We start from the raw sequence: 23405 nt of genomic DNA on the forward strand, positions 1-23405 counted from the left end.
TCTTTTCGACAAGCAGGAAAACCCAAATATGTTTATTCTCCACTTTATTGCTGTCTTAACTTGGGAAATGTCGAGACTCAGGATGCTGTTTTTATTTTTTAGTTGTAAACCGTTCATGAGGTTACAGCAGCTTTTGTAGCCACAAATATTGCCGAAATCATGAGTATAAAAATCGCTTTACTGGTTGATCAATCGGGGGTAATTCCCTATCGCATTCAAGACGGACAAATTGAAGTAATGCTGATTACTTCTTCGGCTAGCAAGCGCTGGGTGATTCCCAAAGGATTAATTGAACCTGACATGACTCCCCAAGATTCCGCGGCCAAGGAAGCTTGGGAAGAAGCAGGTTTGTTGGGTAAAGTGTTCCCGGATTTGCTGGGAACTTACGAGTATCAAAAGTCTGGCTACACTTGTCATGTAGAAGTATTTTTAATGCAAGTGCAAGCAGTTCTAGAAATTTGGCCGGAAGCTAGCAGGAGAAAGCGGCAGTGGGTAAGTATTCCTAAAGCAATTAAGCGGGTTAATGAACCGGAACTCAAACTCATTTTAGCGGATTTGCCGAATAGGTTCTGGTGATTCAGTCAGGGATGCAGCACCTAATTATCTAATGTGCGCCGAGGCGCATATTACCGCCATAATTCGCGCGTCAAACCACTTTTTGGTCTTAGTATAAACTTGTGGGGTGCGTTTGTCAGCTAAATTTTTGGAAAATCGAGCTATGATTACTGACGTACCCTACAAACTTATGATATCAGTGTAAAAAGTTTCCCCTTAAGCGTTAGCTGAGAGGAAAGGAATGCTTTCGGCTAAGTTATCCTTAACTTCAACTCCCTGTTTTCTCGCCCAAAACTGACTCAAAAAGTGAATTTGTCGCAAACCGACAACTAAATTTAAACCCGGTACAAAAATCCACCAAACTGTTAGTGGCTCTTTGATTCCTTCTTGACGGTACAATTCGTTAACTGTCTTGTAAAGTTTGAACTGCACGATGTAAATCCAAGCAATACCGAGGAAGGAAAACCAACCAAACCATCCGGGAACGTCAGGGTCGAATATCCGCAAAGCTTGGGGGACGGCTACTCCTAAAACAAAGGGAAGCAAGCAAAGGGTTCCCGACCAACCGCTGCCGTTATAGCGACGCAATTCTTCTTGAATAATCCATTTGTACCATCCGTAATATAGCAGCAAGCTGACTCCAGACAGCAAAATTACTCGCCACAAAGAGCGGGGTTTACCTAAAGGTTTGTCGGACATATTTAGCTGTAAGATATGAATTGCTATCTTGATTGTATTAACATTTGTTAATTATTGCAAAATCATTTCTCGAATCGATCGCGCTGTTGCAGGGGCCAGCAGAACACCGTTGCGATAGTGACCGCTGGCGATGAGAACGCGATCGTTACCTGGAAGCGTCTCGATAATTGGGGCCGGCCGCCCTTCCGGCCGCGGGCGCAATCCCGACCATTTCCTGATGATTTCAGCTTCTGCTAAGCCCGGACAAAGTGATCTCGCCCTCGCCATCACTTGCGCCAACATATCAGCGTTCGCCTCAATTTCCTCGCCATTTTCGGAAAACTCCACCGTCGCCCCCACCCAAAATTCCTGATTTCCCAAAGGCACAATGTGAACGTCATCGCAAGTAATTATCGGGCTAAAATCTGGGTTTCCTACAGGATTGGGCGTCAGCAAATGCAGCGCTTGTCCCAACACCGGGCGAATGTCAACCAACTGATTTAACGATGCTGTCACAGCAGCAGAACCCAAACCAGCCGCCACAATTAGTCGATCGAACTTTAAACTAGCAGCAATCTCCGCTGCTTCAACGGGCACGCCCAACTCAAAAATCACCCCATTTCGTTCAGCAGCATCAACCAAAGCCAAAGTTAGCGCCGTCGGATCGACTTGCCGGTCTTGAGGCGAATAAATCGCAGCAATAATGCGATCGTTTAAAGAGAGATGAGGGCAGCGATGGCGCACTCGTTCCACCTCCCAAAGTTCCAATTGCCAACCTTGAGACCGGCGAGTGGCTATCAATTTTTCCCACTTACTTAAATCCTCTCCCTCCGAACAAAGCATTAAAATTCCTTCTTTGTTAAAAGGAATTTTTCGCCCTGTAACTGCTTCCAATTCAGGAATCAAAGTTTCGTAGCGCTGAAGGCTGGTTTCCCTCAACTGCCAATTTCTACCCTTAGTTTTGTGGCTGATAACTCCCATCAAAACACCGAGTGCCGCGCCAGTAGAACCTTGGGCCGGCGGCTGTTTGTCGAACACAGTAACTTTCAGTTCGGGGAATTGACTTAGTTCAAAGGCGATCGAAGCCCCAATAATACCGCAACCAATAATTGCAACGCGAATCATTCAATTTTAGATTTTAGATTTTAGATTTTAGATTTTAGATTTTAGATTTTAGATTTTATAGAAGTTTTTCGTAGGGTTCTGAGCGCAAAGCGTGTCAAATCAACAGTAAAACCCTCTGTTTTTATCGTTTGTGTCAAAGTCTATATCCCCCTAAATCCCCCTTAATAAGGGGGACTTTGAATGCTCTGCCCCCCTTTTTAAGGTGGAGTTTGAATACTCTTTTCCCCCCCTTACTAAGGGGGGTTAGGGGGGAGCTAGACTTGACTACAAGCGATATTTATTATGGGTTTCAGTCTTAATTTGACACCCATCAATTGCCAAGCCTACAAACCCCAAGCTATGAAGCTTTAGGAATTAGCTGCAAGAAGGTATCGAAATCATTGACAGCTTTTTGATAGCTAGCGGTGACTTTTGCATAGTCAAGCTCTTTAGCAGCAAGATCAATGTTAACCAAATCGGTAAACAAACTCTTAGTTAAATCAACAGCTTGTTGTTGAGCACTAGGCAACAAACTCGCAGAGACGGTTTTCATGGTGTTCCGCAAGTCGCCTAGAGGCCCGTGAATGTAAGTTCTGGTATCAACCCAATTCCGTTTTTGAATTAGGGTGCCCAGTTTATCCATGCGCGAGCGGAACTCTGTCAGAGTAGGAACATAGCGCTGAATTTGCTGGGTCTGGGCTGCTGTGTAAGTCGTTGGAACTTTTGCTTCGACACTGCTGCAACTAACCAGAAATGCCATCAAAAACGCCATCATCAAGGCAAAAATTGAACGGGGACGAGTCATATCGATTTTAGATTTTAGATTTTAGATTTCTCGTTCTCAGGCTCTGCCTGGAAATGCAGCTCGGCGAGGAGCTGGTTCACTGACCTAGCACCGAGAGTTATGTACAAAATATTATTTTACCTCCTGGCGGCGCAGAAAAGTTATCACAGCATCGCCAACTTTTTCTGACCAATGTTCTTGAGGATAATGCCCCGCTTGTTCCAGTGTGACTAACTCTGCATTTTGCAGGGAACCGACTAGCTTTTTAGCAGGTTCAACACTCAGCCAAGGATCTGTCAAACCCCACACAAATAAAGTTGGTCGAGTCCATGCTTTCAAGCCGGATTCAATTTCGGCCATTGACTGGGGCAATTGAATATTGCGGACAGTATTCATCAGGGATCGACCTGCATCCGAACTCTTCAAAAACGGGCGGCGGTAAACATCTAAATCCTTGTCTGATATTGTCTGCCGGCTGCCGCCTTCGAGAGTTCTGTCAACCAAAAGCGGGTCTTGCGTCATCATGTCGCCAATAAAAGGCAGCCCCAACTGCTGCATTTTCCAAGGCAATTTGATATCTGGTGAAACTGGTGTATTTATGATGGTTAAACGCTCCATTTTATCGGGATTGCGTAAAGCGTATTGAATGCCGGCTGAAGCTAAAAATCCTTGGACAACGAGGGAAAAGCGCTCTAATTCTATAGCTTGAATAAAGCCAGCGAGGGCGTCAACAAAAGCATCGGGAGTGTAGGCAAAGTCGCGCTTGTCTGGTTTTGCCGATCGCCCGTAACCCACCCAATCAGGGGCGATCGATCTAAATCCCTGTGCAGCCAAATCCGGCATCATTACAGTCCAGGTAAAACTCTGGGACGGCAAACCGTGCAGCAGCAGTACGGGCGGTTTACCAGTTTCGTTAACCGGATTTGTTTCCCGATAAAACCATTGCAGCGGGCCTACTTCAACTATTTTCTCATCAATTGACATTATTTTACTGGTTATTTATCAAACAATAAGGCGGGTATTCCCCGCCCTACTTACCTAATAGTTGGGTGTACACAGAGCACCTTACCCAACTAATTACAGCCGCGTTTAGAAATTCATTTCAGCAGCTTGAACTTTTTCGACCTGTTTCTTCTTGAGAACGAGCATGATTTGAGCCAGCATGGTTATAGCCACGAAAGCCATCAATCCTTTAACTCGACCTGCACTTTGCAGCACAATCTCCACGTCTTTTTGACCGAAGCCGCCCACATTAGGATTGTTGGTCAAAAGTTCGCCTGCTGCAACTGTTTGTCCTTCGGAAACAATCAGTTCTGGGCCGGCGGGAATAGTATCAACAACGGCTGCACCTTCGGCAGGTTGAATTGTCACTTGATAACCGCCATCTTCAGGTTGAGCAATCTTAGAAATGGTGCCAGCTACCGAAGCATTATAAACACTATTATTGCTCTTTTCGCCAGTAGGATAAACCTGACCGCGGCCGCGGTTGCCTCCGACATAAATTTGGTATTTGCCGTAGTGAACCGACTTGTCAGTTTCTGGATTCGGCGACAAAACGGGGAATACCAATTCTTTGTATTGTTCTCCCGGCAGTGGGCCCACTAAAACAATATTTTCTTGGGTTTCGCTGTAAGGTTGGAAGTAAAGATCGCCGACTTTTTCCTTCATTTCTTCGGGAATTCTGTCAGCGGGAGCAATTTTGAAACCCTCGGGCAACATCACTACAGCGCCTACATTCAAGCCGGTTTTGCTGCCGTCGCCGCCAACTTGTTGAACGTTAGTATCGTAGGGAACTTTGACAATAGCTTCAAACACCGTATCTGGCAAAACAGATTGCGGTACTTCAACTTCAGTCGGTTTTGCACCGAGGTGACAGTTAGCACAAACAATGCGACCTGTTGCTTCGCGGGGAGTAGCGGGTGCTGTTTGCTGAGCCCAGAAAGGGTAAGCAAATGCTGCTTGGGGAAGTGCGATATCGCTGGTGAGGAAAAATCCTGCAGCTGCGATCGCAATTAAGGCTGTTTTCGCGATCGTCCTGGCACTGCGGCGAAATATCGCAGATAAATTAGTTTGTGGCATTAGAGTATTCAATCTCAAAGGTCAGACAATTTTGGATTTTGGATTTTGGATTTTGGATTTTGGATTTTGGATTTTGGATTATTAGACTGGTTTAGGGATGCACTTATCTGTGGTTTTCACCATTCACCCCCTATCTAAAATCTCAAATCTAAAATCCAAAATAGTTTAAGACCACCAAGGTGCTTCGCCGGTGCGGAAATCAGTTTCTGTCCAAGTTGTAAAAGCGATCTTGTCATCTGCGACAGTGGCGTGGGCCAGGGCCAGAGACAAAGGCGCGGGGCCGCGTACCACTTTGCCCTCATTGTTGTATTGAGAACCGTGGCAAGGACAGATAAACTTGTTTTCGCTAACATTCCAAGGCACGACGCAACCCAAGTGAGTGCAGACTGCATTGATGCCGTAGTCGGCGATAGATTGGTCTTCTTTCACCACAACATAGGTGGGGTCGCCTTTGAGACCTTGGGCTAAGCTGCGATCGCCCGCAGGGTGCGAAGCCAAATATTCGCTAACGATGATGTCGTTACCCAAAGCATCTTTAGCTGTCACTCCGCCCCCAACTGCCCCACTCGACGGAGGAACAAAATATTGGACAACGGGATAGAGTGCGCCCAGTGCAACACCTGTGACTGTACCGAACGTCAGCAAATTCATAAATTGGCGACGCCCCATATCGGGGACATCGGGATTTCCAGCAGAAGATTGAGCCATGACCTGCCTTTACGGTTTTAAGTTACGTTTGTTTGTTAGCTGTTAGCGAACCTGTACGTGCAGAGGAAGGAGGATAATTGCCGTTAATCTGCTCGCACAAATTTTAGGCCGCGAAAATTCCTTTTAAGAATGCGCCTTCCAGCCTTTATTAGAGTATTATTACATTTTTTGAACTTTGTCTTTTATTGTTTAATGGATTAACTCAGGAGCAACCATGACGGGCCAGGATTTACACCAGCTACTGCTAGAAAAATGGGGAAAGTCTTACGATATCAGATTGCGGCGAACGCGGGGCAAGATTTTTGTGCAAGTTATGTGGAAATATCTAGAACAGGCATCTTTTCCGATGACGGAGGCTGATTATTTCGAGCATTTGGATGCGGTGGCCAATTACCTCAACGGCTGGGGGAGCACAGAACAGGTGAGAGAATATATCGTAACTACTCGCGATCGCCCGCGCTTGGGTAAAGCTGTCAGCGTTCCTCTAGATTTGGGTGAAAGAGCCTCGGAGTGGTTGCTAGACGAGTTTTGAATCACTCAGTCGATTTTAGATTTTAGATTTTAGATTTTAGATTGACTCCACAGCCGGGATCTAGGGGAGTTCCCTAAAGTTTTGTGTCGCGCCGCGGCTGGATTAGTTGAGCCCAAAGTCCCGAAAATCGATCGGCGAGCTTGTCATACGACTTGCTGCTGGTGAGAAACTAAGCTGTGGCGCATCTAATTTGCACAGTTGTTTTGATTCAAAGTCTTGTGTGGCGGGCTTTGCTGCGCGCCCCCAACTGTGGGATTTAAATGCCGCAACAGTTTCTGGGGCTTTTTAGGGGCTTTTTTAATTTTGGGCGATCGGACTTCTAGCTTACCAAAATCATCAGAACCAATTTCTGTCAACAATTTCACATACAATGAAGGTCAGATATCTTGTGAAATTTAGGAGAATGTTGTAATGGGTGTTGCACTGGGAATGGTTGAAGTCTTAGGATTTCCCGCTGCAGTAGAAGTTGCGGACTCAATGGTGAAAGCAGCCCGTGTTACTTTAGTTCGCTATGAGAAAATAACCCGCGCCTACTGGACAATTATAGTGCGAGGAGATGTTTCTGAAGTGCAAGCAGCCGTTGCTGCTGGAATTGAATCAGTTAAAAAGGTCGATGGCGGAAAGTTGCTATCGTATCACATAATTGCTCGTCCTCACGAGAATCTGGATTACGTTTTGCCGATCGGTTACACTCCAGAAGTCGAACAGTTCCGAATGTAGTCAAAGTTTTGACAAAACTTTGGTGTGGAATTTTAACTTTTAGTAATTATAGAGGCGCGGGCGATCGCGTCTCTATATTTTTTTGCTGCGAGTCGATATATTTTTGTGCTGTGTTTATCTGCGGTATATTTTGCTGAAGCAGCAGGCAGAATAACTTGGAATTCTTAACCGCAGATAAGCGCAGATCAACGCAGATAATACAATCAGCCAGTAATCAAATCACTGGCGGTGATTGTGTGAACTCCCTTCAGAATTCCGATGATTTGGCCATTCTGAAAAATCCCGGTATCGATATCTAAACCATTACTCACAGACTTAGAAGTTATGTCTTTAAACGGAATTTGTTCAGACGGAGCGGGAGACGGAGCGGGAGACGGAGCGGTAGAACGTACCAAAAGTTTATCTTCACCTTGTTTGAAGTCAGCAATAGTATCTATTCCCGAACTCCTCCAAAGCCTAAACTTGTCAGCGCCCCTGCCACCAACCAGATAGTCATCACCGCTCAAGCCAAACAACAAGTCGTCGCCCCCCCCGCCAATCAACGTTTCGCTGCCGTATCCGCCAAGCAGAGTATCGTTAAACCTAGAACCGATCGCTACTTCGAGGCCGGAGAGCGAGTCTACGCCACCGAACCCGTCGGAAGCCCGACCTAACCCAGACTGGTCACCGACAGCCCCCAACTGGAGATAGACGCCAATTCCTGCATCGCTGTACGATACTGTGTCGATGCCATCTTCTCCATTGAGCAAGTCATTGCCAGCACGACCCGACAAAGAGTCATTACCGCGCCCGCCCAAGAGCGTTTCATTGCCGATCCCGCCAACTAAGGTGTCGTCGAAGTTAGAACCGATAACGACTTCAAGGCCAGATAGTGAGTCTACACCGTTCTCTATTACGATCGTGGACATCCCCGTGAATGCTATACCGCCGAATCCATCGAGAGCGCGACCTAACCCAGACCCGTCGCCAATAGGCGCCAACTGTAGATTGATACCACTTCTCGCACCTATGTACGATACTGTGTCGATGCCATCCCCTCCATTGAGCAAGTCATTGCCAAGCCCGCCATCGAGATAGTCATTACCCCTGCCGCCGTTGAGAGTGTCGTGGCCGTTGGTTGCTGGGTAACCACCATAACCTAAGAGATCACTGCCATCAGACAGAGTGTCATCGCCATCGTCGCCATTGAGCAAATCGTTCTCGAAGCCGCCTTCGAGTTGATCGTTGCCAACTCCGCCATATAGAATGTCACTAAGACGCCAACCGCTAAGAGTGTCATTTCCTTCTCCACCGTAGAGCGTGTCATCGTTACCAATTGTTGGCTGCTCTCTAATATTGCCACTGTAGTCACCAAGCACATAATCATTGCCTGCTCCGCCGTCGAGCAAGTCATAAGCTTTGCCTCCTCCATAGAGACTGTCATTGCCAAGTCCACCAAGCAGAGTATTAACGTCGGAAGGATAATCGTCCCTTCCACCATAGAGGAGGTCATCTTCACTTCCACCATCGAGACTATCACAGCCCAGACCACCATCGAGAGTGTCATTGCCAGCCAAACCATCAAGAAAGTCGTTGCTAAAAGAGGAACTAAAAGGGTTGGATAAGTAGTCAGCTAAGTAGTCAGGGCCTGAAGTGCCCGATGTTGTGCTAGAGATTATTGTCATGTATTTAATTTCCTCTGCATATTAATAAACTGAAACCGTCAAGAAGGTAAAAATCTACAGTGTGGATTTTTAAAGTGAATTTACTAAAAAATCAACCCAAAAAACCAAAAATTCTCTTATCTTAGGTAGGCCAGACACTCAAAATATCTAGCTAAACTTCAGCGAGCCAGCTTGACTTTATTGCGGAGGTTTTAGATTATTGTTCAGTAATTTCACTGTGTTTCTATGTTATCTATCGATCGAATACTCAGGATTGGTTCGTTTCAAATCTTAATATAAACCTTAAAAACTAAGTTATTAAAATAACTTATGATTGCCCGCCCGAGCGCCTAAAGAATAGTGTGAATTAAGGCTCAAAACCCTGACCCCAGACACCTAACACTAAACTTTGCTAATGTGAATTTTATATTTTATATTAAATACTTATCTACCATAAACTAAATCAGAAAATATTATCATATAAAACAATCCACTTACTCAAATAGCTGAGAAGCTTAGCTTTACACAATGTTTATAAACTTACTTAAGTAAATAGGGAATTCGCCCTCAAAATAGCTGAAGCAATGTTTTTAAGATAAGCTGACAACAATCCCAATCTCGGCTAAAAATAGCAGACAATTTTAAAATTCAGATGTTCGGTAACTTTTACATTGTCTGCTATTTCTAATTCTCATCGTCCTAAAAGCTTCACCAAACCAACCCCGCCAAAATACAAGCTCAGCACCGCACCTCCTAAAAGACTTTGCGTTAAAGGGTCAGTAGAAGGCGTTAAAACCGCTCCCAAAACTGCGGCTCCCAAGACTACATACCGCCAGCCGGAGAGCATTTGGTTGGAAGAAACTATGCCCAAAACTCCGAGCAATACTTGGAGAATCGGGATTTGAAAAGCTAAGCCGGTGCTGAACATTAACAACAGTACAAATTTAAAGTATTTGTCGATCGACCACAACTGCTCTACAACATCCGCCCCATAGGTAACAAAGAAATTGAGCGCCGCCGGAATCAGAGCGATGTAAGCAAATACTAAACCGCCCAAAAATAGGAAACTCGAACCTAAAAACACCGGTCCGAGCAACCTGCGTTCTTTGCGAGTCAAACCGGGGAGAACAAACAGCGCTATCTGGTAAAAAATAAACGGAGTGGCAAGGAGCAAACCACTGTATCCGGCTACTTCGATAGAAACAAAGAAATACTCGCCGGGAGCTAGTTGCAGAAACTTCACTGGCCCGGCCGGTACTTCTAGCAGTTGCACGATGGGCTTAACTGTTAAAAAACAACCGATTACAGCGATTACTACTGCAATTAGCGAGTAGAAAATTCGCAGACGCAATTCTTCTAAATGCTCGAACAAAGACATCTCAACTTCGTCGGGAAGTTCGTCGAGAAATTCGTTTTCTAAGTTGCGGGAACCCATCGCACCGCCTGCGATTGGTGCAATGCTGTTTTCCGGGCTAATTGCTTCGAGGTTGTTGTCGGAACCTTGTTCGGATGTCTCCAAGTTTGAGGGAGCAGTCATAGGAAATGGGTAATTGGTAATGGGTAATTGGAAATTGGTAATTAATTGGAAATTGGAAATTGAGAATAGTTATTTCATATTTGCTCCGACTTCCTTCTTCATTCTTTATTCTGACTTCAGCAGCAGAAGGAACGATCGATAATTAATCCCTGTAGCGGTGTCAAAATCCGTGTCGTGCCTTCATTATTCAATCACGATCGCAATTTTGCCGATCGCGCGGCCGGTTTCGCTGTAAGCGTGGGCTGCTGCTACTTCTGCTAAGCTGTAAGTGCGATCGACAATCGGCTCAACTTTATCGGATTCTATTAACTCCCGCAAAGCCCCTAAATCGCTGGGGTTGGCATTGGCTAGAATGAATTTAGCTTTTTTACCCGATATAAACCAGCTCGTTAACATCGGTGCGAGGTTCTCGAAACTTGGCAAAGTCGATATATAAATTCCCTCTGCTTGCAGCACTTTTTCGCATTCAGCAAATGTTCTTGTCCCCACAGCATCTAAAATTATATCATATTTATCGGTTTGTTGAGTAAAGTCAATTTCTTCGTAATCCAGGACAAAATCTGCTCCCAAACTCTTGACCAATTCTCTATTTTTAGCACTGCAAACTCCCGTTACTTCCGCATTCATTGCTTTCGCAAATTGCACGGAAAAAGTGCCGACTCCGCCGGAAGCGCCGTTAATCAATACTTTATTTCCTGCTTGAATTTGACCCAAATCCCTGAGCGATTGCAAAGCAGTTAAACCTGCGATCGGTACTGCTGCTGCTTCTGCATGAGTGATGTTTTTCGGTTTAATTGCTGCATCCGATTCTGCCACGATCGCGTATTCGGCGCAAGCACCCCCACTGATGGGATTTAAGAAAGTATAAACTTCGTCTCCGGGTTGAAATTTAGTGACTTCCCGGCCGACTTCCACCACAACTCCCGAAATGTCAGAACCGACTATTCGAGGAAAGTTAAATCCTGTTAATAGTTGCAGGTGTCCTTGCCGGATTTTCCAGTCTACGGGATTGACGCTGCTAGCGCGAACTCGCACTAACAATTCGTTGGATTTGGCGATCGGCTTTTCCAACTCTCGGTACTGCAATTCCTCGGCTGAACCGTAGCGATCGAACGCAACTGCTTTCATGGCAAATTTTCCGGTTTATTTCCAATAGAACATTCAATCCTTTACAATTACAGCACATTCGATCTAAATGTGACACAGCAAATTGAGCTAGCCTGGTAGCAGCGGGCGATCGACTCTTGGAGGCCTCCAGACAAGGGGCAGGTGTGAGGCAATGGGTTCGCTGGCCCAGTGCGATCGCTAGCGATTAAAATTAATAGGGACGGGGCGGGCTATCCCATAACCCTGAGCGTAATCTACTCCAATCTCCCGCAATTTTTCTAAGATAGTCTCGTCTTCGACAAACTCAGCTATAGTTTCAAGATTCATCGCATGGGCAATACGATTAAAGCCTTCCACCAGCGCTTGAGAAATCAAATTATGACTAATATTCTTGACAAAAGCACCATCAATTTTTAGATAATCAACTGGTAAATTTATCAGATACGCAAAGGAACTCAACCCACTGCCAAAATCATCTAAAGCAAAGCAACAGCCAATCTTTTTGAGTTCGCTCATGAAATATCTGGCTTGCTCAAAGTTTGCGATCGCTGCGGTTTCGGTGATTTCAAAACCAATGCTTTTTGGGGGTACTTGGTAGCGAGAAAATTGTGCGATTAAAAATCTCAGGAACTGATTGTTACTAATGCTAGCCCCAGAAAGATTTATCGTATACAAGCCTTTGCTAAGAACATCTTTTTCCGGCAATTTGTGATAATTAGAGAAGAAAGTTTCGATGACCCAACAATCGATCTCAGTTATCAAGCCGTAACGCTCGGCGGCGGGAATAAACTCATTGGGAGATACTATTTTTCCATTTTCGTCCAGCATTCTGAGCAAAATCTCATAATGCTCTACTAATGGTTTAGAGGTAATAGAGACAATCTTTTGGTAGTAGAGACAGAAACGATTGGTTTCCAGCGCTCGGCTGATTTTGGAAATCAACTGCCTCTCACCACGTTGTTTAATTAGTTCGCTATCATCTAGACTATAAATATGAACACAGTTGCGGCCTCTGGCTTTGGCGGCATAACAAGCTGCATCAGCCGCTCCCAGAAGCTCCCTCAAATCTTGGCTGGTTTTGTCAATAGCAACAACTCCAATGCTGACTCCGATGATAAAGGTTTGGCCATTCCAAATAAACCGAAACTGATGCACTAGGTCTTTGAGGTTTTCCGCAATCTGAGTTGCTTGAGAGAGCGAACATTGAGTGAGCAAAATACCAAATTCATCACCTCCCAAGCGAGCCAGCATATCATGAGCACGGACTCCCTGTTGAATAAGTGCGGTGATTTGCCGCAGTAGCTCATCGCCAGCAATATGACCTACGGTATCATTAACGACTTTGAACTGATCTAAATCTAAATAACAGAGAGCGTGCTGCTCATTGCTATCTTTAACAGAGGCGATCGCCTCAACTAGCTGCTGCTCAAATCTTCGACGGTTGATTAACCCCGTTAGGGCATCGTGACTGGCTTCCCAAGAGAGTTTATGGGTGAGATAGCGCGATTCAGTAACATCATGAAAGACGATTACTGCCCCGATAATTTTACCTTGGCGGTCTCGAATAGGTGCTGCCGAGTCAGCAATGGGATACTCGGTTCCATCATCGGCAATCAGAATAGTATTGTTAGCTAAGGTGACAATTCGCTGCTCTAATAGAGCCTTGTTTATAGGATTCTCTACTGGCTCTCGCGTTACTTGATCAACAATTAGGAAGACTGTAGAGAAAGGAACTCCTTGAACCTCCTGAGTTTTCCAGCCTGTCAGTCGCTCAGCTATAGGATTGAAATATTTCACCCTACCTTCGGCATCAGTAGTAATGACCGCATCGCCAATGGATTGCAGTGTCACTTGAGCCAATTCCTTTTCGGCAAAGAGAGACTCTTCGAGACGTTGCCGTTCTTCAATTTCTATCAAGAGACGTAAATTCTGCTTTTGGAGTCTTTGTTGCAGCCTTCGGATCGTTAAGTGGGTTTCGACACGAGCTAATACTTCTTCCACTTGAAATGGCTTAGCAATATAATCTACCCCTCCAGCAGCCAGCCCTTGCACCTTATTAAAAGTTTCATTTAGCGCACTCAAAAAAATTATTGGAATGTCTGCGGTGCTCTCGTCAGATTTTAATTGTCGGCAAACTTCATAACCATCAATATCAGGCAATTTAATGTCTAGTAAGATTAACTCTGTCGATGGCGATTGGGCGGCTCTGATCGCCATTGACCCTGTTATAGCACTGCGAACTTTATAACCCTCTTCCCTCAAAGTATCCCTGAGTAGACGCAGGTTATCAGGCAGATCGTCAACAATTAAAATATTGCCTCGGTAGTTTGTAGCTCGATCGCTAACCCTATCGCTAGTTCTATCGATAATCATACTGATTTCCCTAGTTTCTTGCTAGACGACTATAAATATATGCACAAATAGTATAGTTGAAATATTAGCCTATCAAGCTCACTTTACGCAGAAAGAAGTCCTGCGATCCCCGATAGATTGGGGTGGCAAGGGGGCGCAGCCCTACAAAATCTGAATAGTTCGGTTAGGGGCAGTCCCCCCGTGGTTGCCCTTCTTCGCTTCGCCTAACATCAGAAGAAGAGTATTTCAACCCCAGCAGCCGATTTATGAACAAGCGGATTTCTCAAATGGCAAGTCTACTCGTCATGGCGATCGGGTGTCTCGTGCTACTGGGTTGGCAATTTGACATCTCGCTACTCAAAAGCGGTTTTCCCGGTATGGCTTCGACCATGAAAGCAAACACGGCAATTTGCTTTTTGCTGGCTGGAGTGTCTTTGAAATTGTTGCAGTACCAAAGAACCCGACTGCAAAATCGCATCGCTCAAGGGATGGCAGGATTGATAATCATCATGGGTCTGCTGACGCTGAGCCAGTATATTTTTGGTTGGAAGCTGGGTATTGATCAGTGGCTTTTCCGAGATTTTGTGTCTTCAGCGACTCCTTATCCGGGAAGAATGGGACTAAATACCGCCCTAAATTTTGTGCTGATGGGACTAGCACTGTTACTATTAGGGCAAAATTCCCGACGCGATACTTGGTTTGCTCAGATTTTTAGTAGTGTTGCAACTTTAATTTCTTTACTAGCTTTATTTGCGCACTTATTCCATGTCGATATTCTTGAACGTTTGGCCACAATTACGACGACTCAACCCGTAAACACGATCGCCACCTTTTTCATCCTCTATGGAGGAATTTTATGGCTCCGCCCCAAACAAGGATTAATGCAAGTAGTAAACAGTCCTCTGGTGGGCGGAGTAATGGTTCGGTGGTTGCTGCCTTGGGGGACAATCTTTCCAGTGACACTGAACTGGTTGACTCTTCAGGGACAAAATTTAGGCTGGTATAACGTTAATTTTGGCTATACATTGCGTTCAACTGTTATGGTTGTCACGTTCTCAATTCTCATCTTGGGGACGGCTCGCTCTTTAAACCAGATAGATTACAGGCGCCAAAAAGCGGAAAAAGAAATTAAAAAACTTAACGAAACTTTAGAAATTCTTGTGGCTGAACGAACAGATGCTTTACAAAAATCGCAGGCTCGTTTTGCGGGAATTCTAGAAATCGCCAATGATGCAATTATTTCAGTCGATCGCACTCAACGCATTACCCTGTTTAATCAAGGGGCCGAAAAGATGTTTGGCTATAAAATTGAGGATATTTTAGGGAAGCCACTGAATTTACTGCTGCCAGAACAGTTTAGAGATGCACATCCGCAGCATATCAAACAATTTGCACAGTCTTCTACCAGAGCGCGAAGGATGGGAGAACGAGGCGAGATTTTGGGTCGTCGTCAAGATGGAACGCAGTTTTCGGCTGAAGCCTCTATTTCTAAGCTGGAAATGGGAGACGAAACGGTATTTACTGTTATTATGCGCGATATTAGCGATCGCAAACAAATTGAAATGGCTTTACGAAACAGTGAAGAGCAGTTTCGCCATGCGTTTGAAGATGCCTCTATCGGGATGGCGATCGTTTCACTTGATGGGCACTGGGTTAAAGTCAATCCTGCCTTATGTCAGATTCTTGGCTACTCCTCAGAAGAGTTATTAGCGTTAACTTTCCAAGACATTACCCATCCTGATGATTTAGACGCGGATCTTAGTTATGCAAATCAACTATTAGCAGGAACAATTTCAACTTACCAACTGGAAAAACGGTATTTTCATAAACAAGGACATATTATTTGGATTCTTCTTGATGGCTCGCTAGTACAAGATGGACAGGGAAATCCACTGCATTTTATTGCTCAGATCCAAGACATTACCGCTCGAAAAGAAGCTCAAAAGACGCTAGAGCTTCAAAGCGTTATCATGAATAACATGGCAGGAGGAGTGTGTTTAATCAAAGCCTCAGACCTCATGCTCGTCTACACCAATCCTACCTTTGACGCTATGTTTGGCTACACAGAGGACGAACTCGCAGGTCAAGCCCTTGGTGTCTTGAATTATGTCGATACAAATTTTACACCAGATGTAACCGTTCTAGATATCGTCACTCAAATTGAACAGACTGGCGAAGCGAAATATGAAGTCCACAATAGAAAGAAAGATGGAACTCTCTTTTGGTGCAGAGTTCATACATCCAGGTTTGAGCATCCTGAATACGGAACTGTATATGTTGCCGTTCAGGAGGACGCAACAGAGCTAAAACTGGCTGAGCAAGCCTTGCAAGCTACCACAAATCGCCTCAATTTTCTTCTAAACTACAGCCCCGTGGTCATTTCTAGCAGTAAACCTGCTGGCGATTATGGAGCCACGTTCATCAGCGAAAATATCAAAGATATATTGGGCTACGAAAGCAGCGAGTTTTTAGAAGATTCTAAATTTTGGGTGAATCACTTACACCCAGATGATGTAGAACCCGTACTTAATGACTTACCAAATGTATTGGTTAATGATTTTTATTTACACGAATACCGTTTTCGTCGCTCCGATGGGGTTTATCGCTGGATGCTCAGTCAGCTTAGGCTAATTCGAGATAATTCAGGTACACCAGTAGAAATCTTGGGATATTTAATTGACATTAGCGATCGCAAACAAGCTGAGTTGGAATTTCATCAGGCAAATGAAGCAAACCAAGCCAAGACTGTCTTCCTAGCCAACATGAGCCACGAACTCCGCACCCCCCTCAACTCAATTTTGGGCTTCACGCAATTGATGAGCTATGAGAGAAATCTGGCTCCTTCTATTCAAGAACGTTTACAAATTGTCAATCGTAGCGGTAGACATTTATTGGACTTGATTAACGATATTTTAGATTTATCCAAAATAGAGAGCGGACGGATGACACTCAATCTTTCTGACTTTGGTTTGACAAATTTGCTGGCTTCTATTGAAGAAATGTTCCAAGTTAAAGTCCAATCTAAAGAATTGCAACTAATTTTCGATCTAGCTCCCGACATTCCTAGATTTGTGCATAGCGACAATAAAAAACTCTACCAAGTCCTTGTCAATCTGCTCGGTAATGCGATTAAGTTTACCAACAAAGGAAGCGTCACCCTACGGGTAAGAGCAACACAAAGAGACACAACATCCTGTCACCTATGTTTTGAAGTTGAAGATACAGGCGTGGGAATTGCCCCCACAGAAATGGATAGCCTATTTAAGGTATTTGTGCAAGCCCAAGCTGGGAATAATTTGAGTCAAGGGAGTGGGCTTGGTTTAGCCATCAGTCAAAAACTCGTCAAACTCATGGGCGGTCAAATTCGCGTTAAAAGCACTTTGCACCGAGGTAGCACTTTTTCGTTTGAGATTCCTGTACAGTTACCTCAAGCAGACTCCTTACCCCCAGAATCAAATAATCAAAGAGTAATTGGTTTAGCTCCCGGACAACCGACTTACCGCATTCTTATTGTTGAAGATTTAGAAGAAAATCGTCGCTTGTTAGTCGAGTTCCTTACCTCGGTTGGTTTTGAGGTGAGAGAAGCAAAACAGGGAGTAGAGGCACTCTCGCTGTGGGAGAGTTGGCGGCCGCACCTGATTCTGATGGATTTGCGAATGCCGATCGTGGATGGCTACACAGCTAGTAAATATATTAGAGAACGCCCTCAGAGCAAAGAAACTGTCATTATTGCTTTAACTGCCTGTATTTTTGAAGAAGAGCGAGAGAAAGTTGTTATGGCTGGGTTTAACGACTTTATAAGCAAGCCATTTCAGCAGAGAGACATCTTTGACAAAATCGCTAAATATTTGCCAGTGCAATATATCTACGAAGTCGTAGAACAAACTCCACAAAAACAATTAGTTGAAACGGTGTCTGCAGCAGATTTATCCATGATGTCCCCTCAGTGGTTAGAACAAATGTATCATGCCGCTTACTATCTCGATACCGAAGTTATGAATGAATTAATTGTACAAATTCCAGAATCCAAAGCAAGTTTGGCTCAAGCACTAACCGATTATATCAATAATTTTAATTCTGATAGAATTATGGAGTTAATTAGACCTCTGCTGCCGAATCCACTGTAGTTATAGCGGTTCTCAAGTAAATGAGGTACGTAGTTGGGCTTTAGCCCTCTTCTTGAGTCGTTATATAAGTTGTCAGTCATACCTCATCTACCTGAGAAGAGCTATATCGAGTTTAAGGACAAAAAACCTATAGTGCGTTCAGCAGTAGCTATATTTCCCATAGAAACCCACATCGAAAAGGATTTGGAAGTTTTTGGAGATGTCTATTGCAGATATCCATCAGCTTGAGGAAATGGCATACACATTGGATGGAATGTGCTGTATCATATAGCAATTCTATTTCGTATGTGAAGGAGATTTATTCTTTTTATTAAATGCAGAGGGTGCTGAGGGTGCAGAGAAAGAGAAAAGAGATAGAGAAATGATTGATTTAACCGGAAAAGTAATTTTAGTAACAGGTGGCTCGAAAGGGATTGGTGCAGTGACGGTGCGGACTCTGGTTAATGCTGGGGCCGAGGTGATTTTGCATTACTTTCGCAGTCAGAAAGAAGCTGAAGCGATCGCAGGAAGTGTTGGGCGCGATCGCTGTTATTTATTGGCAGCGGATTTGAGGGTGGAAAACGCGGCCTCGACTTTGTGGCGAGATGCTTTAAAATGGCGCGGTCATATTGATATTTTAGTTAATAATGCGGGGATTATGCAGTCAGCGGGTATAGAGGACGAGTTCGATATTTGGTCTTCAGCTTGGCAGCAAACTCTACAAGTAAATTTAGTTGCCGTTGCCGATTTGTGCCGCGAATCTATCCTGCATTTTCAAACTCGCAGAGTAGGCACAATTATTAATATAGCAAGTCGCGCTGCTTTTCGCGGCGATGACCCGAATTATCTGCACTACGCCGCTTCTAAAGGTGCTATTGTTGCTTTAACTCGCAGCATTGCTAGAGCGTTTGCGGCTGATAATATTTTGGCATTTACAGTTGCACCAGGATTTGTCAGTACAGAAATGTCTAATCAGTTTATTCAGGAGTTCGGTGAAGCTGATATTATTCGCGATATCCCGATCGGCAAAATCGCTCCTCCTCAAGATGTTGCCAATGTTATCGCGTTTTTAGCGTCGGGTTTAGCTGCACACGCTACCGGGACTACGATCGACATTAATGGAGCTTCTTACGTGCATTGAGACAATTACTGTAAAATACCTCTGAAGGCTCACGCTGACACCTTTTAAAACTAACTCATTTATCACTTTAGCAAGACGCTAAAAACTCCATCAATCACTTAGCGTTAGATAAAAAGATAGTCTGAGGAAAGTTGATTATGACAACAGATAACGGCACCAACACCAAACGAGTTGCCATACTCATCGAAAATGGAGTAGAAGATTCGGAATTTCTAGTTCCTTACAACGCCTTAAAACAAGCAGGATTTGAAGTAGTTGTCCTCGGTTCGCGGACAAACGAAAAGTATGCAGGGAAACAAGGAAAAGTTGCCCAGCAAGCTGACGGAACTACCACTGAAGCAGTACCCGCAGAATTCGATGCAGTGATAATTCCCGGCGGTATGGCTCCCGATATGATGCGGACTAATCCCAATACAGTACGTTTTGTACGAGAAGCATTTGAGCAAGGAAAAATCGTCGCTGCTGTTTGCCACGGCCCGCAAGTTTTGATTGAAGCCGACTTGCTGAAAGGCAAAAATGCGACGGGTTTCTTGGCAATTAAAACAGACATGATTAATGCCGGAGCTAACTACATTAACGAAGCTTTAGTAGTTGACGGCAACTTGATTACTTCCCGCCAACCGGGAGATTTAGCAATATTTACCACGGCAATTCTGGCTCGCCTCGGTTACGGCGGGAAAGCAGTCGGTTTGCCAGAAGAAACTGACACAAATGCAGAATGGTGGAAATTAGCTAATGGTTGGGGAGGCTCTACACAAGGCGACATCGTAAAAGGTTTGAATACCGCCCTCGCAGGGGAACGCTATGCTTGCGAAGCGTTTCAAAATTATGCGGAAAAAACTCAAGACAGCGATTTGCGATCGCTCTTGAGAGAAATGATTCAAAACAAACAGAACCACATCCTCGCTCTCGAAAAACGCCTCAACGATTTCGGTGAAAAACCCTCAATTCCTGCCCAAATTGCTGACAAATACGCTAAATTAAAAGCTTCGATGCAAGGAACGGATGAAACGTTTTTGCTGCGGAGCACTCTAGGTGAGTTGCAAACCGGTGTTGTCGATGTCAACAACCTGCGGGTGAAGTTCACAGATCCCGTATCAACTGCCATTTTGACAGAGATAGAATCGGATTTGTCCAAGTGCGAGCAAGTCGTTGCTAAACTCTACCGCGCCCGTGCAGTTTCCCAGGAAATTAAGTCGCCTAAACCTTCGACTAGCCCCGCTGTAAAAATGTAATCAGCAAGGGGATAAATAAGTTTGTAGTTTTGTTGAGAGGTGAAAACCCCCACCAATATCGCAGCTACAAACTTGCTCTGCAATCCTACAATATACGCCTTTCCGGTAAAATAAAACCCAACACTAAAAAGCAGATATTCAACTAACTGCAAGGTGGAGGGTTTTCTTAAATGGGTTTTATTTTTGTTTCAGCGGAATACGGCGGATTTGAAGGAAGCTTGTGGCACCCAGGGGCGGTACCAGCCCCCGGGTTCATTCGTGCAGAAAAAAAAATCTAGTATCCGATAACCAGCCCCCGCATACATCCGTCAAGTCGCTTTCTTCAATTCTAAAATCTAAAATCTAAAATCTAAAATGTAAAATCGATTGCCTTCTTCCCTCTTCCTTTAGACAGGAGACACCTGGGCTATAAATGCGCTACTGTGTTGCCAATATTTTGATGAGGAAAAAAAGGCTGTGGTTCCCTTACGCGATGACAATCCCATTACTATCACTCCCTACGTCACCTACGGGCTGATTGCCGCAAACATATTAGTATTTTTGTACGAACTCAGTTTGGGCGATCGACAATTAACCCAATTCTTCTACTCTTGGGCTGTAATTCCTTGCCAGTTAAGCAATATGTGTCGGGTTGCCCTGCCAACTTCGCCATTTCCCGAATGGACAACACTAATTAGCTCCCAATTTCTGCACGCAGGCTTTCTGCACATTGCCGGCAATATGTTATTTTTGTGGATTTTTGGCAACAACGTAGAAGACCGTTTAGGACACGTCAAATTTATACTATTTTACCTTACTTGCGGCGTTTTAGCATCACTAACTCAGTGGTTTTTTTCTTCAGCATCTGCCATTCCGTCCCTAGGTGCTAGCGGCGCGATCGCAGGCGTGATGGGAGCTTACATTCTCAGATATCCCCAAGCCAGAGTTCTGACGCTGCTTCCCCTGGGAATCTTTTTTACCACCGTCAGAGTCCCCGCTTTCTTCTTTCTAGGATTTTGGTTTGCACAGCAAGCATTGAGCGGCCTGGCTTCTTTAAATGCCCCGGCAAGTGTCGGCATGGAATCCGGGGGAGTTGCCTACTGGGCCCACGCTGGCGGCTTTGTTTTCGGCGCTATTCTCGGCCCTTTGTTGGGGCTTTTTTCTGAAGATAATCGGATTTAATTTTTCACCGCAGATGAACGCAAATTAACGCAGATAAACTGTTTAGGAAATCGGCGTTTATCTGCGTTCATCTGCGGTTTCAAACCTCTAATTTTTCTAAAAGTTTGGTGCTATGCTTGGCTCTTTGTTGGGATTGTTTTCTGAAGATAATGAGATTGAATTTTTCACCGCCGGTGAACAAAAATTAACGCAGATAAACTGCCAACAAAATCGGCGTTTATCTGCGTTAATCTGCGGTTTCAAACCTCTTATCTTCCTAGATAAACGTCAAATCAAATTCCGAAAGAGAAGAAACCCCAGTTACACCATTTAACTTCGCCAAAATGCGAGAATCGCTGCCGGTGAGGTTATTGCCATTGCCGTCATAAATGATGTAAGTATTGCCACCGGAATCGTAGGCAAACAAGAAAGCACTTCCTCCCAGAATATTTGCAGAAACCGTTGTCTGCACATTCAGCAGAACTTGGGTGTTACCGCTGAGATTCGCAAATCCGGGGGCAAAATTAAACTGATCGGCGATCGGCACACCGAGACCGCTAAAATCAGTAATCACATCGTATCCGCCCGCCGCGATCGCAGCCTCGATCGCCGCCGAAGAAGCCGCATCAAAGGCAGGGCCACCTTGTGCAGGGCTGGTATAGCGGAATTGATTGTTGCCGCCGCCCCCTGTCATGGTATCTGCGCCGAGGCCCCCTACGAGCACGTCGTTATCCACACCGCCGTTAATCGTATCGTTGCCGCCTTGACCATCAATAGTATCGCTGCCCGCCAAACCGTCCAAATTGTCCGGCAAAGAACCCCCAACTAAATTGTTAGGCCCGCTATCTGCAGGCAAGATTTGAACGGTGACAGTACCTACGCCCGGAATTGTCCCGAATCCGTCGCTGACGCTGTAGGTGAAAGCAGTTGTACCCGCTACGTTGCCGGGGATGAATTGCACTTGAGAGACAAGATTTACAGCTGCCCCCAGTTGTGGTGTGCTGACATTGATAATGCTAAGCGTCCCTTTTTGCGGGCTGGAATCGTTCGCCAGTACGTCGATGAAAGTGGGCAGCAAATTATTCGTATTGGTAAATACGATGCCGTCCTCCACAGCAATCGGCGGCAGGAGAGTTGGAACAGTTACGGAGGTATCAAAAGAATTGATGTTAATTGCGACTGACGCTGCTGCCGTGCCGCCTTGGTCGTCAGCTACGCTGTAGCTGAAAGAACCGGCTTGCCCGATCACGTTTGTTCCAGGTTGAAATTTCAGCCCGAGTAAATCCTGAACGGTTAGCTTTTGGTTCACGGTGACGGGGTTCGTACCCGTAATTACCTGACCAAAAGTAGGATTGGGAAGTCCGACTACCGCGATCGACAGTGGCTGGCCCTCCGGGTCGCTGGGCGCCGAAATGCTCAGAGACAGAGGCAAATTCTGCAAACCAGTCACCGTCTTGCCCGCTTCCACGAGCGGCGGCTGGTTAGGAGTCGGAGATGTAAAACTCGGCGGAGTCGGCCCGCCACCCAAAGGCGGAGGAGTTGGGGGCACCGCAGTTGGAAGCGGGACAATCGAAGGACTCGGACTCGGAGTTGTCGCGCCCGCAGTCGGACTCGGACTCGAACTCGGACTCGTACCCGGAACCTGTATCGGCAAGGGCTCTGTGGTTGGAGTTGGATTCGGACTTGTCCCCGGTGATGCTGCCGGACTTGTCCCCGGTGAGGCTGCGGGTGATGCTGCCGGACTTGTCCCCGGTGAGGCTGCGGGTGATGCTGCCGGACTTGTCCCCGGTGAGGCTGCGGGTGATGCTGCCGGACTTGTCCCCGGTGAGGCTGCGGGTGATGCTGCCGGACTTGTCCCCGGTGAGGCTGCGGGTGATGCTGCCGGACTTGTCCCCGGTGAGGCTGCGGGTGATGCTGCCGGACTTGTCCCCGGTGAGGCTGCGGGTGATGCTGCCGGACTTGTCCCCGGTGAGGCTGCGGGTGA

The 23405-nt window shown here is 45.5% G+C and carries 18 protein-coding genes and 1 pseudogene; 8 read left to right on the top strand and 11 right to left on the bottom strand.

The genetic code is table 11. From position 1 onward, the window contains the following. Window positions 1–159: 159 nt before the first annotated feature. Window positions 160–576, top strand: coding sequence for an NUDIX hydrolase (locus QUB25_RS24470; RefSeq protein ID WP_333187084.1), 417 nt, complete (start codon window positions 160–162; stop codon window positions 574–576). Window positions 577–771: 195 nt separating this feature from the next. Here the strand turns inward: QUB25_RS24470 and QUB25_RS24475 are convergent, their stop codons facing one another. From QUB25_RS24475 to petC, 6 genes are all read right to left on the bottom strand, one after another. Beyond that, window positions 772–1254 (bottom strand): hypothetical protein, encoded by a 483-nt coding sequence (locus tag QUB25_RS24475; RefSeq protein ID WP_333036988.1) that lies wholly within the window; start codon window positions 1252–1254, stop codon window positions 772–774. A 51-nt stretch (window positions 1255–1305) separates the two neighbouring features. Beyond that, window positions 1306–2358, bottom strand: coding sequence for an FAD-dependent oxidoreductase (locus tag QUB25_RS24480; protein ID WP_333187086.1), 1053 nt, complete (start codon window positions 2356–2358; stop codon window positions 1306–1308). 337 nt (window positions 2359–2695) lie between these two features. Beyond that, window positions 2696–3142, bottom strand: a complete 447-nt coding sequence (gene psbQ, locus QUB25_RS24485) for a photosystem II protein PsbQ (protein ID WP_333036986.1) — start codon at window positions 3140–3142, stop codon at window positions 2696–2698. A gap of 111 nt (window positions 3143–3253) precedes the next feature. Continuing rightward, on the bottom strand, window positions 3254–4105 hold the full coding sequence (locus tag QUB25_RS24490) for an alpha/beta fold hydrolase (protein ID WP_333187087.1): 852 nt from the start codon (window positions 4103–4105) through the stop codon (window positions 3254–3256). Window positions 4106–4210: 105 nt separating this feature from the next. Beyond that, a complete protein-coding gene (gene petA / locus QUB25_RS24495; protein WP_333062056.1) occupies window positions 4211–5200 on the bottom strand; it encodes a cytochrome f in 990 nt (329 codons plus the stop codon). A 165-nt stretch (window positions 5201–5365) separates the two neighbouring features. After that, complete coding sequence (petC, locus tag QUB25_RS24500; RefSeq protein ID WP_242717315.1) at window positions 5366–5908, bottom strand: cytochrome b6-f complex iron-sulfur subunit; 543 nt, start codon at window positions 5906–5908, stop codon at window positions 5366–5368. A gap of 214 nt (window positions 5909–6122) precedes the next feature. On the opposite strand from petC, the gene QUB25_RS24505 reads away from it, so the two are divergent. Together QUB25_RS24505 and QUB25_RS24510 are read left to right on the top strand one after the other, a co-directional pair. After that, window positions 6123–6440, top strand: a complete 318-nt coding sequence (locus QUB25_RS24505; protein ID WP_333036983.1) for a DUF3067 family protein — start codon at window positions 6123–6125, stop codon at window positions 6438–6440. Window positions 6441–6851: 411 nt separating this feature from the next. Then, entirely contained in the window at window positions 6852–7160 is a 309-nt protein-coding gene (locus QUB25_RS24510; protein WP_006631236.1) for a carbon dioxide-concentrating mechanism protein CcmK, read from the top strand. A gap of 203 nt (window positions 7161–7363) precedes the next feature. Here the strand turns inward: QUB25_RS24510 and QUB25_RS24515 are convergent, their stop codons facing one another. The 4 genes from QUB25_RS24515 to QUB25_RS24530 all read right to left on the bottom strand — a co-directional run bounded on the left by QUB25_RS24515 (window position 7364) and on the right by QUB25_RS24530 (window position 13820). Further along, window positions 7364–8824 (bottom strand): calcium-binding protein, encoded by a 1461-nt coding sequence (locus QUB25_RS24515; RefSeq protein WP_333187089.1) that lies wholly within the window; start codon window positions 8822–8824, stop codon window positions 7364–7366. A gap of 670 nt (window positions 8825–9494) precedes the next feature. Next, complete coding sequence (gene tatC, locus QUB25_RS24520) at window positions 9495–10340, bottom strand: twin-arginine translocase subunit TatC (RefSeq protein WP_333187091.1); 846 nt, start codon at window positions 10338–10340, stop codon at window positions 9495–9497. Window positions 10341–10523: 183 nt separating this feature from the next. Beyond that, on the bottom strand, window positions 10524–11468 hold the full coding sequence (locus QUB25_RS24525) for an NAD(P)-dependent alcohol dehydrogenase (RefSeq protein ID WP_333187094.1): 945 nt from the start codon (window positions 11466–11468) through the stop codon (window positions 10524–10526). A gap of 177 nt (window positions 11469–11645) precedes the next feature. After that, entirely contained in the window at window positions 11646–13820 is a 2175-nt protein-coding gene (locus QUB25_RS24530; protein WP_333187097.1) for an EAL domain-containing protein, read from the bottom strand. 245 nt (window positions 13821–14065) lie between these two features. On the opposite strand from QUB25_RS24530, the gene QUB25_RS24535 reads away from it, so the two are divergent. The 4 genes from QUB25_RS24535 to QUB25_RS24550 all read left to right on the top strand — a co-directional run bounded on the left by QUB25_RS24535 (window position 14066) and on the right by QUB25_RS24550 (window position 21442). Continuing rightward, complete coding sequence (locus tag QUB25_RS24535) at window positions 14066–17926, top strand: PAS domain S-box protein (protein ID WP_333187099.1); 3861 nt, start codon at window positions 14066–14068, stop codon at window positions 17924–17926. Window positions 17927–18287: 361 nt separating this feature from the next. Then, window positions 18288–19046 carry an SDR family oxidoreductase gene (locus QUB25_RS24540; RefSeq protein ID WP_333187101.1) on the top strand — a complete coding sequence of 253 codons (759 nt, stop codon included), beginning with the start codon at window positions 18288–18290 and terminating at the stop codon, window positions 19044–19046. A gap of 137 nt (window positions 19047–19183) precedes the next feature. Further along, on the top strand, window positions 19184–20281 hold the full coding sequence (locus QUB25_RS24545; protein WP_333187103.1) for a DJ-1/PfpI/YhbO family deglycase/protease: 1098 nt from the start codon (window positions 19184–19186) through the stop codon (window positions 20279–20281). 456 nt (window positions 20282–20737) lie between these two features. Next, window positions 20738–21442 carry a rhomboid family intramembrane serine protease gene (locus QUB25_RS24550; protein WP_333187105.1) on the top strand — a complete coding sequence of 235 codons (705 nt, stop codon included), beginning with the start codon at window positions 20738–20740 and terminating at the stop codon, window positions 21440–21442. Between the two features lie 256 nt (window positions 21443–21698). Here QUB25_RS24550 and QUB25_RS24555 read toward each other — a convergent pair whose 3' ends face one another. Further along, a complete protein-coding gene (locus QUB25_RS24555; RefSeq protein ID WP_333187108.1) occupies window positions 21699–22889 on the bottom strand; it encodes an Ig-like domain-containing protein in 1191 nt (396 codons plus the stop codon). Here QUB25_RS24555 and QUB25_RS24560 point away from each other — a divergent pair. Further along, window positions 22876–23405 (top strand): annotated as a pseudogene (locus tag QUB25_RS24560) (hypothetical protein); the annotation flags it as partial. The gene QUB25_RS24555 and the pseudogene QUB25_RS24560 overlap by 14 nt on opposite strands.

The organism is Microcoleus sp. B3-D7 (genome assembly GCF_036705305.1).
In the GTDB taxonomy this organism is placed as follows: domain Bacteria; phylum Cyanobacteriota; class Cyanobacteriia; order Cyanobacteriales; family Microcoleaceae; genus Microcoleus.